Source organism: Thalassospira sp., from assembly GCF_048059015.1.
Lineage (GTDB): Bacteria > Pseudomonadota > Alphaproteobacteria > Rhodospirillales > Thalassospiraceae > Thalassospira.
Window position 1 is genome coordinate 255,001 of the sequence record NZ_JBLLNT010000003.1, and the last position, 15,283, is coordinate 270,283.

The 15,283-nt window shown below is 53.7% G+C and carries 13 protein-coding genes (1 of these 13 cut by a window edge); 8 read left to right on the top strand and 5 right to left on the bottom strand.

Features of this window, described 5'->3' with window-relative positions; genetic code table 11:
- Window positions 1-438: the 3' portion of a hypothetical protein gene (locus ACMZ66_RS05050; protein WP_416935039.1), read on the top strand. 9 nt of this gene lie to the left of the window's left edge; only the last 438 of its 447 coding nucleotides appear in the window; the start codon falls outside the window, past its left edge; the stop codon is at window positions 436-438.
- 83 nt (window positions 439-521) lie between these two features.
- Here ACMZ66_RS05050 and upp read toward each other — a convergent pair whose 3' ends face one another.
- Together upp and ACMZ66_RS05060 are read right to left on the bottom strand one after the other, a co-directional pair.
- Entirely contained in the window at window positions 522-1,172 is a 651-nt protein-coding gene (upp, locus tag ACMZ66_RS05055) for a uracil phosphoribosyltransferase (RefSeq protein WP_416935041.1), read from the bottom strand.
- A 259-nt stretch (window positions 1,173-1,431) separates the two neighbouring features.
- Window positions 1,432-2,475: an SPOR domain-containing protein gene (locus tag ACMZ66_RS05060; protein WP_416935043.1), complete on the bottom strand. Its 1,044-nt coding sequence runs from the start codon at window positions 2,473-2,475 to the stop codon at window positions 1,432-1,434.
- A gap of 786 nt (window positions 2,476-3,261) precedes the next feature.
- Here ACMZ66_RS05060 and ACMZ66_RS05065 point away from each other — a divergent pair.
- On the top strand, window positions 3,262-5,436 hold the full coding sequence (locus ACMZ66_RS05065; RefSeq protein WP_416935045.1) for a methyl-accepting chemotaxis protein: 2,175 nt from the start codon (window positions 3,262-3,264) through the stop codon (window positions 5,434-5,436).
- A gap of 84 nt (window positions 5,437-5,520) precedes the next feature.
- Here ACMZ66_RS05065 and pepN read toward each other — a convergent pair whose 3' ends face one another.
- Window positions 5,521-8,160, bottom strand: coding sequence for an aminopeptidase N (pepN, locus tag ACMZ66_RS05070; protein WP_416935046.1), 2,640 nt, complete (start codon window positions 8,158-8,160; stop codon window positions 5,521-5,523).
- A 395-nt stretch (window positions 8,161-8,555) separates the two neighbouring features.
- Between pepN and ACMZ66_RS05075 the strand changes: the two genes are divergently transcribed.
- Complete coding sequence (locus ACMZ66_RS05075; RefSeq protein ID WP_416935048.1) at window positions 8,556-9,269, top strand: response regulator; 714 nt, start codon at window positions 8,556-8,558, stop codon at window positions 9,267-9,269.
- Between the two features lie 47 nt (window positions 9,270-9,316).
- Here the strand turns inward: ACMZ66_RS05075 and ACMZ66_RS05080 are convergent, their stop codons facing one another.
- Window positions 9,317-9,901 carry a TetR/AcrR family transcriptional regulator gene (locus tag ACMZ66_RS05080; RefSeq protein ID WP_416935050.1) on the bottom strand — a complete coding sequence of 195 codons (585 nt, stop codon included), beginning with the start codon at window positions 9,899-9,901 and terminating at the stop codon, window positions 9,317-9,319.
- A gap of 111 nt (window positions 9,902-10,012) precedes the next feature.
- Between ACMZ66_RS05080 and ACMZ66_RS05085 the strand changes: the two genes are divergently transcribed.
- From ACMZ66_RS05085 to ACMZ66_RS05105, 5 genes are all read left to right on the top strand, one after another.
- The gene (locus ACMZ66_RS05085) at window positions 10,013-10,831 is read left to right on the top strand and encodes a YdhR family protein (RefSeq protein ID WP_416935052.1); all 819 of its coding nucleotides are present in this window, start codon (window positions 10,013-10,015) and stop codon (window positions 10,829-10,831) included.
- A gap of 155 nt (window positions 10,832-10,986) precedes the next feature.
- Window positions 10,987-12,198, top strand: coding sequence for an AI-2E family transporter (locus ACMZ66_RS05090; protein WP_416935054.1), 1,212 nt, complete (start codon window positions 10,987-10,989; stop codon window positions 12,196-12,198).
- A gap of 51 nt (window positions 12,199-12,249) precedes the next feature.
- The gene (locus tag ACMZ66_RS05095; protein ID WP_416935056.1) at window positions 12,250-13,077 is read left to right on the top strand and encodes an AraC family ligand binding domain-containing protein; all 828 of its coding nucleotides are present in this window, start codon (window positions 12,250-12,252) and stop codon (window positions 13,075-13,077) included.
- A gap of 213 nt (window positions 13,078-13,290) precedes the next feature.
- Window positions 13,291-13,905, top strand: a complete 615-nt coding sequence (locus ACMZ66_RS05100) for a LysE family translocator (protein ID WP_416935058.1) — start codon at window positions 13,291-13,293, stop codon at window positions 13,903-13,905.
- A gap of 63 nt (window positions 13,906-13,968) precedes the next feature.
- Entirely contained in the window at window positions 13,969-14,148 is a 180-nt protein-coding gene (locus ACMZ66_RS05105; RefSeq protein WP_416935060.1) for a hypothetical protein, read from the top strand.
- 191 nt (window positions 14,149-14,339) lie between these two features.
- On the opposite strand, the gene ACMZ66_RS05110 is transcribed toward ACMZ66_RS05105, so the two are convergent.
- Window positions 14,340-15,269, bottom strand: a complete 930-nt coding sequence (locus ACMZ66_RS05110) for an FRG domain-containing protein (protein WP_416935062.1) — start codon at window positions 15,267-15,269, stop codon at window positions 14,340-14,342.
- Window positions 15,270-15,283 lie beyond the last annotated feature (14 nt).

A 15,283-nucleotide genomic window follows, 5' to 3' on the forward strand; every position in this document is an offset into this window, starting at 1 on the left:
CTGCGACAATATCTTATTTGTGCTGCTGCGATTGCAGGGCTTTCACTGGCCGGATGTTCCGGGACCAACCTGGTTCCCAATACGGGATCTGGTGGCGGCGGCGATGGTAAAAGCAACCAGCCCGCACCGGCCTTTACCCAGTTTACAGATATTCCCATGCCATCGAACTCATCGCTGGACATGGATAAAAGCATCATCTTTGGCGCATCAGATGCCTGGCACGGAAGACTGGTTTTGAATTCCGGCGGCTCGCAAGCGCAGATGTATGACTTCTATGAGCGCGAAATGCCAAACTTTGGCTGGAGCAAGGTAACCGTGGTCCGTGCGGACATTTCGGTTTTGGTCTATGACCGCGAAAACCGCGTCGCGACCATCAAGCTTACCGGCGGTTCGTTTGCTGGATCCGTTGTTGATATCACGGTATCGCCGAAAGGCTGATCCACCGGGTCTCACAAATCAGCAAAAAATAAAGGGTGCCATCTGGCACCCTTTTTTCTTTGATCGTCGTATGTTTGGGCTGCTTAGCGCGTGCCAAACAGACGGTCGCCCGCATCACCAAGGCCCGGCACGATGTAAGCTTTTTCATTAAGCTTCTCATCAAGGCCTGCGGTGTAGATCGGAACATCCGGGTGCGCATCCTGGAAGACTTTGACGCCCTCAGGTGCAGCCACCAGCGCCATGAAACGGATATCCTTGTCAGCAACGCCATATTTATTCAGCGTATCGATCGCAGCAACAGCCGAATTACCAGTTGCCAGCATCGGATCGACCAGAATGAAGGTACGGCCTTCGACTTCCGGGAGCTTGACGAGATATTCGACCGGCATGTGGGTTTCCGGATCACGATAGAGGCCGATATGGCCGATACGTGCGGACGGCATCAGATCAATCAGGCCATCGGCCATGCCAGAACCGGCACGCAGGATCGGCACCACGGCAAGCTTACGGCCCTGAATGACCGGTGCACTCATCGGGCAGATCGGCGTCTGGATTTCTTCGTAGCTGACCGGGAGCTCGCGGGTGATTTCATAGCCCATCAAAAGGGCGATTTCCTTGAGCAACTGACGGAAGGTCTTGGTCGAGGTATCGACCTTGCGCATATGGGTCAGTTTATGCTGGATCAGCGGGTGATCAAGAATATGAAGGTTGGGGAAATCCTTGTGCGTGCTCATGTTTCTACCGGCCATCCTGTCTTGCGGGGCAGTCATTACGTCTTAACAACCGCCTGAAATTTGCTTCTGGGCCTACCGCCTAAAGCCTTTGCCCGATGATGGCAAGTAGAATGCCGCAAACAGAGGGCAAAAACAAACCCGTTCGCGGTGAAATCGTCAATCGCCCGGAAAGCCCGGTGAAAGCCCGGCACCCGATACGAAAAACGGGGTAGTGCATCCCTGCACCACCCCGTTTGGTTCGACACATTATATATGTGTGCTATTTGACTTCACGATCATTGGGCTCGGCGCGAACTGGGAAACCGTCAATCGCGTGGTCCTTTTTGATCTTGGCCGCGTCATCACGCGCAGCAGCAAGTGATGCATAGGCACCGATACGGACATAGTACCAAGCCGCGTCATTTTCCGGACCCCGGACAACCACCGCAACCTGAAGGCCCTTCTTGCGAAGTTCTTCTGCGCGCTGGCTGGCATTTTCGTGAACCTTGAAGGCACCAATCTGAACCGAGAACGGCTTGTCGGCACTTTCAGTCGTTGAAGCCTCGGCTTCTGCAGGCGGCGCAGGCTTTGCTGCGGTTTCGGTTGGTGCAGTAGCCGGTTCTTCGGCTTCGGCTGCAGGCTCTGCTTGCTCGGAGGGCGCCTCTGCTGCGTCACTTACTTCCGGTGCGGCCGGTGCTTCTGGCACGTCGGCGGCCTTTGCAACGTCGCGAATTTCCGGGGCAGAGATCGAAGATGTGTCAGAAGTGTATGCATCTGCCGTCTCAGTCATGGCTGCGGCGTCCGAGCTTGCAGTCTCTGAACTTGTTTCGCCCTGACCAGACAATGCTTCTGTACGCTGGGCAATCAGGTCACCGACCGGATCATCACTATCAGCGGAAATTTTTGGTTCTTCAACCGGCGTTGCAGGCTCCGGAACCGGTTCGGTCATGACGACCGGCGCGTCCGGTTCAGAGGCCAGCATCTCGACCGGGGCTTTTTGTGTCGGCATGCTGACGGTCGTGTCTTCGGAATCCATAAACAGGCCTGCGCCCACCAGCATTCCGGCAAAGAACAGCACAAGGCCAAGCATGCCAGCGCCTGTCACCAGGCCAAGGAGGGTTTTGCGATCCATATCAGCTATCCGTGCATTAAAGTTTTGCCGATCACGCGAACGAGGATCCCCTCGCCCGTTGCCATCACCATGCCCGTCCCGCCCATAGATAAAGGCAGGAAGTGGTGCATCCTTTTGCCCGGCTTCCGCATCGGAATCGGTTTCAGGCGTTGCACGCAGATCGGGTTTGTTGGTTTGGTCTTCGCCAACCATGAACTTGGCCATCCTTCACGACATCAATTGATACTGACAATTTGTAACCGCCAGCACGTTTATAAAACGCTAAAGCCGTTCAATCAGACGCAGTTGGCGAGCGAAGGAGCATATGAGGATGGTTATTGGCGGCTGGATGGACTTGGACATGGTCGAGTGCATGGCAGCCCGCGGGCAAAAAAAAGGGGGACTGGTATGTTCCCCGGCATTGTCCCGCACAATTAACCGGATACCAGTCCCCTCGAGTGAGAGAGATCGACCTTCGGGGAGAGAGAGTCCCGAAGATTGTGGTCATCAGGCACGCCATGTCAGCCTGATGACCGGTCACAAACGACATTGCCGTCTGCATTTGACAAACACAGTCATAGAGCATCGAAATTCTAATTGCAAACGATTATCACACACATTCGCATATTTTTTTCAGAAAGATCAATTCGGTGACTTCAAAACCCACATTCCATCCACCATTTAAAAGCGAACTGGACAGACCGGGAACACGATCATTTTGGGAAAATTTCGCAGATTTCCGCAGAAGACACCAACTAAATGATTGTTTTCCGAATTAAGCTCTGTTTGGATCAGAAAAACTACTCTTAGAAGTAGGGGTGTGCGGGAGCGCAGCGCCGAGACAAAAGATAATGAAAAAATACGGTTTGCTCTGGAGTGTTGAATATGACGGGAGAAAAAGCCGCGAAGACGGCTAAGTCGGGAGGTGTAACCAGCCTTCTGACGTTACGGCGAATCTTGCTCGTAATTGGTTTGCTGGTTTCAGGAGCTGTTACATGGATGCTTCTTTGGACTGGCGACACATATAGAAACTTTGCTGTCGAGACGCTTAATAACTCGGTCAGCGGTACGGTTAACTTCTTTGTCGGGTCGCGCGTGGCCACCGACTATGCCGACAAAATCACGCCGATTGGCAATGAATGGTCACGTTTAAGCAGTTTGGTAAAAAGCTATCAGGAAAATGACCAAACCCGTATGCAGGCAGAGCTTGATATTCTGTCGAATACGAGTGCAGTCGTTCAGGGTGAAGTCCTGTTGATTGATGCGATTTCCTATGATCAGGAATTCAATCAGCTTGCGACATCCAACGCCAATCTTGGATCAAGTGTCGCAGACGACCCGGACGTTAAAGCGTTTCTGGTTGGACGCGACAAGGGTGAAGCACGTAAGCCAGCAAGCTTTATGTGGACCACGCCAGAAGGCCGCCCGGTCTTTAGTTTGGTTCTGCCGGTTGGCGGGTTCCGCGCTGTTGGCTTCCTGGAGGTCATCACCGATCCCCTGCCCCAGCTTGAAGGGATCGGCAAGGTGCTGGGCGGCAACTTCCAGATTTTGGACAACTCGGGTGCTGTTGTATTCGAAAGTCTGGAAACTGGTGCCGCAAGCGAAGGTGGCGAAATTCTGGCCGAGGCAGATACAAATGCCCAGGGCGAACAAGCCAGCATCGCACAAGATAGTGCAGCCACAGGCACAACACATCGCGCAGCCGTTGATGTGACCATCAGTGACGGCCGTGGTGGCGTGTGGGCCAATGCCGTGTTTGACCGCGACATTACCGACTTCTATGCCCAGACCGATGATCTGCGAACCCTGTCGATCGAAATCCTGGTTGGCGTGCTTCTGGCAGCCTGGGTGGCCGGTTGGGTGCTGTTGCGGACCACGGTCTTCCGCAATCTGCGCGGATTTGCCCGTGCAATGACCTCGATCTCGGAAGGTGACATCAATGTCAGCCTGCCACGTGTGGGCAGCGATGAAATTGGTGACATGCGCAAGGCATTGGTCGCACTGCGCGAATCAGTGCGTCAGGCAATGATCTTGCAAAACATGGTTGAAAACACACCGACCATGACTGCCCTGATCTCGCCAGAAGGCAAGTTGACTTACCTTAATGCCAGTGCGCAGGAATATGTGGGTGGCACGGCAAGTTCGGTTTCGGGTGACTTCCTGAAACTTGGTCCGGATTTCCAGGCCAAGCTTTCCAACCCGAACAACCTGCCCTTTACCGAGGTGATCGACACAGAACGTGATTACCTTGACGTTCTGGCTGCACCGGTACGTGACAAGGACAATGTCCTTTTGGGTACGATGCTTGCCTGGAACGCAGTGACCCAGCGTGAAGAAAGCAAAATCGCTGTGGCTGAGATGATGGCCGAAGTTGCCCGTGTGGCACAGTCGGTCACCGAACAGTCCGAAGGGTTGCTGAGCCTTGCAAGCGAACTGACCAGTCAGTCCGAAAGCACCGCACAGCAATCTGGTGATGCGCTTGGTGTGTCGCGTGAAGCGGCATCAAATACCCAGAACGTTGCCACCGCGGTTGAAGAGCTTTCATCCTCCATTGCCGAGATTAACCGTCAGGCGACCGAGGCTTCTGATGTGACCGGACGGGCACAGCAGCAGGCAGAGGAAAGCCAGCGCAATATCGGCTCGCTCGAAAAGGCAAGTTCGGAAATCGGATCGATTATTGATCTGATCAACGATATTGCCCACCGCACCAAGCTTCTGTCGCTGAACGCAACGATTGAAGCCGAACGTGCAGGCGAGCTTGGCAAAGGTTTTGCCGTGGTTGCAAACGAGGTCAAATCGCTTGCCGATCAGACGGCGAATGCGACCGGCCAGATCGGTGATCTGACAACTGCAATTCAGCAGGAAGTTCAAAAAGCGGCCCAATCGATCAGCATGGTTGGTGACGTTATTCATCAGGTCAACGATATCCAGTCGACCATCACCCATTCGGTGGATGAACAGCGCCGCGCAACCAGCGAGATTTCCGAAAACGTTCAGCGTATTGCTGAAGGTGCTGGCTCCATGGACCAGATGATCCGGTTCGTGAATGACGGTGCGCAAGGCACGGGCCGCAATGCCCATGATCTGAACACCGCCAGCCATCAGCTTTCGGAAGTGGCCCGCAATCTTTCTGACAAGATGCGCGAGTTCAGCAACCGTATGAAACTGACCTGATCACGGGTCAAACAGCGATCTCAAAACAAAGGGCGGCATCATAACGATGCCGCCCTTTTTCGTCTCACACCGCGAAAGCCGAGATCAGCTTGCCGCCGACTTCGATGCAATTTCATAAAGATCGCGCGAGATTTCCGGCTTGGCCAGAATACGATCCAGTGCCGCCTTCATCTTCTTCGCACGGTCCGCATCATATTTGGCCCATTTACCAAGCGGTGCGCACAGGCGTGCGGCCACCTGCGGGTTGATGTCATCAAGCTCGATCAGGCGATCAGCATAGAACTCATAACCTGATCCATCCTTGGCATGGAAATGACGCGGGTTGCCCATGGCAAAGGCACCGACGAGCGAGCGGACCTTGTTCGGGTTGCGCATGGTAAATGCCGGATGGCTCATCAGATCCTTGACGCGTGCGAGCGTATCATCGCGTGACGACATGGCCTGAAGCGCAAACCATTTATCAAGAACCACGCCATCCTTGGCAAAGCGTTCCTCGAAATCGGCCAATGCTTCGGAACGACCGGCATGATCAAGATGGTTGAGTACCGAAAGTGCTGCCATCTGATCGGTCATGTTGTCGGCCGTGCGGTATTGCTCAGCCGCCAGATCGGCAAACTCGCCCTTCCCGCTTGCCACCAGATAACCCAAAGCCACCGCACGCAATGCGCGCTGCCCAGCCGACGTTGCATCCGGGGTGAAGGCCGCATTTGATGCGTTCTGGTGATAGGTGTTGGTAAAATCATCTAACAGCCCAAGACCAATGCGTTTGCGAAGCTCGGTTCGGACCTGATGAATGGCTTCGGGGTTGGCCGGTTTGCGCTGTTCCGACAAGAATTCCTCGCCTGGCAGCACCAGCGCATCAGCACGGAATGCCTTATCAAGATCGTCGTTGGTCAAGGTTGCCCGCATGGCATTGATGAAGGCATCAACGCTTGCGCCTTGCGCATCAAGGGCGGCCGCCGCATCACCGTTATTGTCTTCAAATGCCGTGATGGCCGAAAGCATCAAACGGGTTGCGTATTTCTGACCTGCTTCCCAACGATTAAAGGCGTCAACATCATTGCCCATCAGGAACACAAGTTCATCATCAGGCTGATCGGTCATGACATTAACCGGGGCAGAGAAACCACGGTTAAACGACACCACCGGCGCCTCTGCCACGTTATCAAAAACAAATTCCTGTGTTTCTGATGTAAGTTCAACGGTCTTTGCCACCAGATCAGTGCCATCCGCACCCAGAAGGCCGACCGAGATTGGCATATGCAGTGGCTGTTTATCGGGTTGGCCCGGGGTCGGGTCGGTTTTCTGCGATACGGTCAGGCGGAACTGTTTGCCATCCGCATCATAGGCGCCCTTCCAGGTCAGCTGCGGCGTACCTGCCTGCGAATACCACCGTTTGAGCTGGGTAAAATCGGCGTCATTGGCGTCTTCCATCGCCTTGGCAAAGTCATCACAGGTTACGGCCTGTCCGTCATGGCGATCGAAGTAAAGATCAATGCCCTTGCGGTAGCCATCCGGGCCGAGCAGCGTATGCATCATACGGATCAGCTCGGCACCCTTTTCATAGACGGTGGCGGTATAGAAATTGTTGATTTCCATATAGCTGTCCGGGCGTACCGGATGGGCCAGCGGCCCGCCATCTTCGGGGAACTGACGTGCGCGCAGCTGGGCAACATCCTTGATGCGCTGCACCGGGCGGGATCGCTGGTCCGCCGAAAACTCCTGATCACGGAAAACAGTCAGGCCTTCTTTGAGTGACAGTTGGAACCAATCGCGACAGGTCACACGGTTGCCCGACCAGTTGTGGAAATATTCGTGTGCCACAATGGATTCGATCAGTTCGTAATCCGTATCGGTCGCGGTATCGGGCTTGGCCAGGATATATTTGGCGTTAAAGACATTGAGGCTTTTGTTTTCCATCGCTCCCATGTTGAAGTCCGACACAGCGACGATGTTAAACAGATCAAGGTCGTATTCCAGACCATAGACCTCTTCATCCCACTTCATCGACCGGATCAGGCTGTCCATCGCGTAATCGCAACGGTCTTCATTGCCATGTTCGACAAAGATGCGCAGCGCCACATCACGTCCCGACATGGTTTTAAAGCTGTCTTCAACGCAGGCCAGATCACCCGCCACAAGCGCGAACAAATAGGACGGTTTCGGGAACGGATCTTCCCACACGGCAAAATGCCGGCCGCCATCCAGATCACCACTATCATTCAGGTTACCGTTCGATAGCAGAACCGGGCAGCTCGCCTTATCGGCATTAATCGTGACCTTATAGGTCGCCATGACATCCGGGCGATCCGGGAAATAGGTGATGCGACGGAACCCTTCGGCTTCGCACTGGGTGCAAAAGGCGCTTTGCGATACATACAGACCTTCAAGCCGGGTATTGTTCGCTGGCGAAATCTGGGTTTCAAATTCGGCAATGAAATTTTCGCCAGGTGCGGTGAAGCGAAGACCGTCGCCATCGACGGTAAAATCGCTTGATGCGAGGCGTTCATCATTTAGCGTCACGGACAGAAGTTTCATATCCTCGCCATGGAGGAATACTTCATCACCGATGCCGGTACCGCGTGCAGGATTCGCAGCCATGAAAAGCCGCGATTTGACGTTTGTGACGTCCCGATCAAGATCAAAAACCAGTTCGACCTTTTCTACAAAAAAGTCAGGTTCTTTATAGTCTTTGCGGTTTATCACCTGCGGCTGTTCTGACATTTCTGTGTCCTTTTTCCCTTGGTCTGCGCGGTTTTGGAACGGATTGTATAAAATCGCCAATATTGCAGCGCAGTGTCGTTATTCAGAACTGAATTTCGGTCATTGGATTAACTGATAGGATAAATTTCATTTTTCCTCAAATGCGGAGTTTACGGCACGTATTTTAGTATGCATAATCCCAAACGGTGGCGCGAGGGGGGCCGAAGTTTCACATTTCGTGGGGCGAGAGTGATCTTTGGTTTCCCTCACTCCTTCTGCCAATTTCCAGAACAAAATCAGTTAAGTTGTTTTGCGGGCAGATGGGCGCGTTTCCGGTCGCATCCACCTCAAAATCAAAATTATCCCAACATTTCTCACCTAACACTTTGTGAGTCCGTTTGATCGGGATAGAATAATTGCGACCTGTCGGGGAACATAACTTCCAGGGGATAATCGCCAATGTCCGAGACATTCCAATTCTGATCGCTGATGACCATCCACTTGTTCGTGGCGCACTAAAGCAGGCATTATCAACAGAACTGGATAACGTGACAGTGTTTGAGGCCGGAAGCCTGTTTGAGGCTTTCGATCAAATCGAATCCCGCAAGGGCGATATCGACCTTGTCCTTCTTGATCTTCATATGCCCGGCATGAACGGCTTTACCGGCCTGTTTTCACTCCGTGCATCCTATCCCGACATTCCGGTTTCCATCGTATCAGCCAGTCAGGAACTGCCGGTTGTGCGCCGTTCCATCGAATATGGCGCATCGGCCTTTGTTCCGAAATCAGCGCCAGTTGATCAGATCGGCCTTGCGGTTAAAACCGTTCTGGATGGTGGCATGTGGATGCCCGATTGGGCACGCGAAGCCATGGAAAACGGCCCGGCCGATGACGAAGCCACTGGCCTTGCCGAAAAGATCGGCCAGCTTACCCCGCAGCAATTGCGAGTTTTGAACATGCTGACCGAAGGCAAGCTCAACAAGCAGATTGCTTATGAGCTTGATGTGACTGAGGCCACCGTTAAGGCCCACGTTTCCGCGATCTTGCGCAAACTGTCAGTCCATAGCCGCACACAGGCCGTGATCATCGCCCGTGAATTGCAGCTTCAGGAACCGGCAATCGAGGCCTAAGAGATTACCCTCTTCAAAGTCCCCTGCTCATCCCAACGAATCCCGTATTATCCTGCTGCGTTCAGGATGCTTGCGGCTGTTGATTTGATCGAGTTTGCCACCGCCTCAATCGCGGCATCATCATGAAGCGCACGGGCAATCGTAAGCCCGCCGATCAATATCCCCAAAAACGACCATGCCTTTGCCGTGCGTTGATCATCGGGAAACTGCGGCAATCCCTTTGCCACCAATGTCGCAATTGTTTGCATTTTACGATCATAAAGGGCACGGGTTTCTTCATCGGCGCGCGTCATTTCCGGTGACAGGCTGGTCATGGCACAGCCACAGGCCAGATCATCGCGATGGGCCCGACCAAGATAATAATCAATAAACGCTTCGGTCCAGCCATCGCCAAAATCACGCTGGAATCGCGGGATGCCGTCAATCACTTCATCCAGTCCAAGATCAAGGGCGGCACGAAATGCGCCGTCCTTTGATCCGAAATGGGCATAGAACGCACCGGATGTGGCATTGGCCGATTTCGCAATGCCATCCACCCCGACCCCGGCAAAGCCAAACTCCCGAAAACCGCGGCTTGCAGCATCAAGAATGTTGCGACGGGTTTCTTCCTTGCGCGTCTGGTTTTTGACCATGTCATCCTCAAAAATATATCGACCGTTATATTTTTAATTGACAGCAGATCGATTGTCGATCACTCATTTAAATAACGATCGTTATATTTTTAATTCCACGGATCAAACATCATGACAGATGAAACCAAAACCCCCGCTGATTTGCGGACCAACCCACCGGCATCGGCCCGCGATTTTCCAGATCGCAGAAGCTTTTTAAAAACGGCTGCCACCGGCCTTGCCGTTGCCGGCACCACCCTTCTTGCACCATCCCTCATGCGCAATTCCCTTGCCGCCCAAACAGGAACCAAATCCATGTCACAGAACGCCTTTATCTATACCGAACTGCAAATCTCGGCCCCGTTTGATCAGGTGCCCTGGAAACGGATCAATGATGCGATCAAGGCCCAGCCGGGCTTTATCAACAAGACCTGGCTATCTGGTGTTGGCAATCTGTCGGCTGGTGGCATCTATGGGTTTGATAGCATTGAAAACGCCCAGAAATTCGTCACCGACTATTTCCCGGCAGAAGCCAAAAGCTTTGGCGTTGCCCAAACCACCCGCGTTTTTGATGCGGTTGCAACGCGTGAAGCCAGCCTTGATATGAATTCCACCCATTACGGCGCAAAGCTTTCGCAGAAACCGGGTGCGTTTGTTTACACCGAAGTACAGCTTCACGTTCTGCCGTTTGACAATGGCCCGTGGCGCGAATTCAACCCGATCCTGAAACAGCAACCGGGTCTTTTGTCCAAAACCTGGCTAAGCGGCCTTCACACCGGAACCGTTGGTGGTTTCTATGCCTTTGACACGATTGAGAACGCCAAACGCTTTGCGCTTGATTACTTCCCGACCGAGACCAAGGCATTGAACGCAGCGTTCTATACCCGCGTGTTTGATGCAAACGCGACCGAAGAAGCCAGCATTGATATGGCATCGCCCTTCTACGGCTAATCCGCGTCTGACCACCTGACAGCAATGGCGCATCATCAAACCGGTGATGCGCCATTGCCATTCGCGAGTTCTGGAACAAGCCAACCCTCCGGCGCGTTATCACCCCACACCCTGCCGCATGCACCCTGCCCGGCAGACCACGCCGGAGAACCTGCATGAGCGATCCCGTTACGACGGAACCCGCAACACAATTGAACCCGTCGAGCCATTCGACGAAACCGCAAGCCGATATTGCCGCCAACGCGCGTGCGCTGGTTTATCGTCGTGCGCGGACGATTTCCGTGATCGGGACATTTGCCGTTTTGTTGCTGGGCTGCCTTTACATCGCGCAAAGCCTGTTGCTTCCGGTCGTTCTGGCGTTTCTGTTGTCACTCGTCTTCTCCCCGCTTGTGCGGATCTTGGCCAATGTCCGCATTCCGCGTGTGTTAAGCGCACTTGCGATTGTCTTGACACTTAGCGCATCTGTCATTGCCGGGATCTATGGGCTGAGCGGCCCTGTATCGGGCTGGATGGATGATGCGCCCCGGATCGAGGAACGCTTGCGCCTGCGTTTGGCGGACCTGAGCGAGCCACTGGATAAACTCCGCGCCGCCCAGCAACAGGTGGCCGAGGCCACCGATCAGAACAATGGCGATCAGGATGTGCAAAAGGTTGTCGTGACCGAACCCAACCTGATCAGTCAGGCGGCACAGGGCGCGCCAGATATCCTGGCCGGGATCGCCATGATGCTTGTTTTACTACTGTTTGTGCTTTCGGCAGGCGATCTGGTTTATGAAAAGCTTGTCCGTGCCTTGCCGACATTTGGCGACCGGCGCAAGGGGCTTCGGATTGCTCATGACGTGGAACGCGAAGTATCGCGCTATCTTGGCACCATATCGCTGATCAATATCTGTCTTGGCATTGTGGTCGGAAGCCTGATGGCGATCATTGGCCTGCCCAATCCGGTCCTGTGGGGCATTGTTGCCGCCGTACTGAATTATGTGCCTGTACTGGGTGCTCTGACCGGGATTGCGATTGTCGCCATCGTGGGCCTTGTTTCCATGCAAACCACGGGTGAGGCACTATTGGCCCCGGCACTTTATTTCGCCTGCACAGCGCTGGAGGGCCAAATCATCACCCCGGCACTTGTGGGCAATCGGCTGCGCATCAATTCCATCGCCATTGTTCTTGCCGTCGCCTTTTGGGGGTGGATGTGGGGTGTGGTCGGTATTCTGGTGGCTGTCCCGCTTTTGATCGTGACGCGCGTGATTGCCAATCATGTTGACGGGTTGGGGGGACTTCGCGAATTGTTGGGCCCGCACAATCCCGGCAATGGCAACGGATCAAACCGCGCCCTGCCAGCACGGGTAAATTCCGGCAGTTCGTGATGAACCGCCATTGCCATTGCCAAATGACCTGATCGCTGCCACCTTTGGGCCATGAACAAGGTCGAAATCATATCCCATGATTGTCTGGGCGTTGAGGCTGTGATGGCCGAAACCCGGCATTCCTTTGCCAAACACACGCATGAGGCGTTTGGCATCGGCTATATGTACTCGGGTGCGCAAAAATCCGCCTCCGGGCGCGGCGTGGTCGAAGCCGGTGCGGGGAACATCATCACCGTCAATCCGCGTGAAGTGCATGATGGGCATCCGATTGGCGACGGCCCGCGTGGTTGGAACATGCTTTATTTCGACCCGGACCTGATTGCCAAAGCTGCGTCTGATCTTTCCGATCACGCCAGCACCAGCTTTGAATTCACCCGCCCGGTGATGGATAGCCCGCAAGTACGGCAGTGTTTTGCCGCACTGTTTGAGGCCATCACGGATGGCACGATGGAAACGGCACAGCTCCGGCGTGAAGAAATGCTGCTGATGATGCTCCATCACGCCATGATCATGCCGGGCGAACCAGCGACCAAATCCAACACCCGCACCGCCGTCGCCCATGCGCGGATCAAACGGGCCAAGTCACTGCTTGATGACAGCCCGACAGACAGCCACAGCCTTGAAGGTTTGGCCGACACAGCGGGGCTTAGCAAGTTTCAAACACTGCGCGATTTCACCCGTGCCACGGGCCTGACCCCGCATGCTTACCTTGTTCAGCGCCGCATTGATTTGGCGCGCGCGATGATCAAATCAGGCGACAGCCTTGCCGATATCGCCAATGCTGCGGGCTTTGCCGATCAAAGCCACCTCAACCGTCATTTCGTCCGTGCCTTCGGCATAACACCGGGCCGCTATGCCCGTGCGGTTCGGGCGAACTAGTTCAAGACCCCAGAAACGACCGCGAACCAAACGTCATTCCCGCGAAGGCGGGAATCCATCTTCGCCGCGATTGCCCATGGATTCCGGGTCTGCGCTCCGCTCCGCCCGGAATGACGGATTCAGGCGGATAACCAGATCATGCAATTCCGTTCAAGAATGCCACGCACGCCGTCCGTAGATTGACCGCACCGCAGTCAAACGAACGGAGCCAACATGATCAGCCTCGATTATCTGATAACGTCCCTCATCATCGTCGCCCTGCCCGGCACGGGCGTGATCTATACCCTTGCCCTTGGACTGGGGCGCGGCATGAAAGCCAGCATCTGGGCCGCCTTTGGCTGCACACTTGGCATCGTCCCGCATATGGCCGCCAGCATCCTTGGCCTCGCCGCCCTGCTCCATGCCAGCGCGGTCGCCTTTGAAATCGTGCGATACTTGGGTGTGGCCTGGTTGCTTTATATGGCCTGGGGCATGTGGTTTGGGACAGGTGCAATGAAAGTCACCGCGAATGAGACCAAAACCGGCATCGCCAAAATCATCCGCGACGGCATCCTGCTCAACCTGCTCAACCCTAAACTATCGGTCTTCTTCCTCGCCTTCCTGCCGCAATTTGTTAGCGCTAACACCCCCGACACGACGCTCGATATGACCCTGCTTGGCCTCATCTTCATGGCGATGACCTTTGCGGTGTTTGTAGTTTATGGCTGCTTTGCCGGAGCGCTTCGCAGCCACATCATCGAACGGCCAAAGGTTATGAGCCTGATTGGCAAGAACTTTGCCGGGGCGTTTGTTCTGATGGGCGCGAAACTTGTGTTCGCCAGTCGCTAGAACAACATTGAGCCCCGACCACGACTGCATGGTACTCTGTTCCTTATTGAAGGAAACTTTTCCATGCAAACAGGATATGCCATCAAGACTAAATCTGACTATGACGCAGTGATGGAGCAGCTTGGAAAGCTCTGGCATGCCATGCCCGGTACGCCTGAAGCCGATCAGCTTGAAGTGCTTGGCATCCTGATTGACCAATATGAAGCGCAACAATTCCCGATAACGGCCCCGGATGGCGTCTAGGCCGCGCTGTTTTATATGGAACAGAACGACTTGGAACGCGCTGAACTTGGCAAGCTGCTTGGCAGTAGTTCCCGCGCATCAGAATTACTCAATCACAAAACCAAACTATTTCTCCGCAGATCAGGAAACCGAATAAGGCTTGGAATATTCTAGCAGATGTTTTGATGCAGTCGGTTCGCGAAAGTGCTTGGTTAAGTCTCGTTCAGATTGAGCAGTTTCTGCCTTAAATCAGCAATGAGCACTTCCTGACGACACATCTTGGCTGCGCCATCGTACCCCGGATACATAGTTGCCGCATTTACCCCCAGTAAACTACACTTTTCATACAGTTCGGGAACCAAGCGAATTGGGAAGGTATACTTTGTGAACAAATGAAGGAGATGTTTGTTCTGGAGCATATCCAGTTCAGAAGTTTCATGTCCCTGCATAACAGTGAAAACCCCTTGCTGAGCGGCCAAGTTCACACTTGTAAATCCAGGGACATTAACGACTGTAAACTGCTCTCGATAAGCGTTCACGGATTTAATGTCTAAAGAGAACACTGCCAGTTTCTGATCCGTTATCAACTCCCGAACCTTACTCACGCATAGATCACCCGCACTTGCTTCTTGATCGAACTGGCGAATCAACTGTTCAATTGCAAAGTAAATCGCCACAACTGGTGACTTAGACCAGTCTAATAAGCGCGTACTAACTCCGTGGTGTTGAGCTTGCGCCATAAACTGCAAAATGCTTCGGTCGTTGCCAGGCCACCTACCTGAGTACTTAATTGGATCAACATGCCGTGATTCTGAATTTGGAATAACTAAGTTTTCGAGTGCATGCCTGAGCATGTGAGAATCACCGGAAACTCTCAGACCTGATCTGTCACAAGCGTTCAAAAAGTTGCTAAGATTTACTATCTCATTGAATACCTTAGGCCCATCTGGAAACCTCTCATCGACAACTGATTCTAAAAAGAAACTTGTATGCCGATCTCGGCAAACAGATGGAGCCAATCCCCAGGTACTATCTCCTTGTCCACGAAATAAGCGTTCTGTATCACTGCTTTTCACAAACTCGAGCAAAACACTGTCCGCACAGTCGAACTCTTGAACTTTGATCACTTCCGAAAACGCCAAAGAACGCTCCTCCT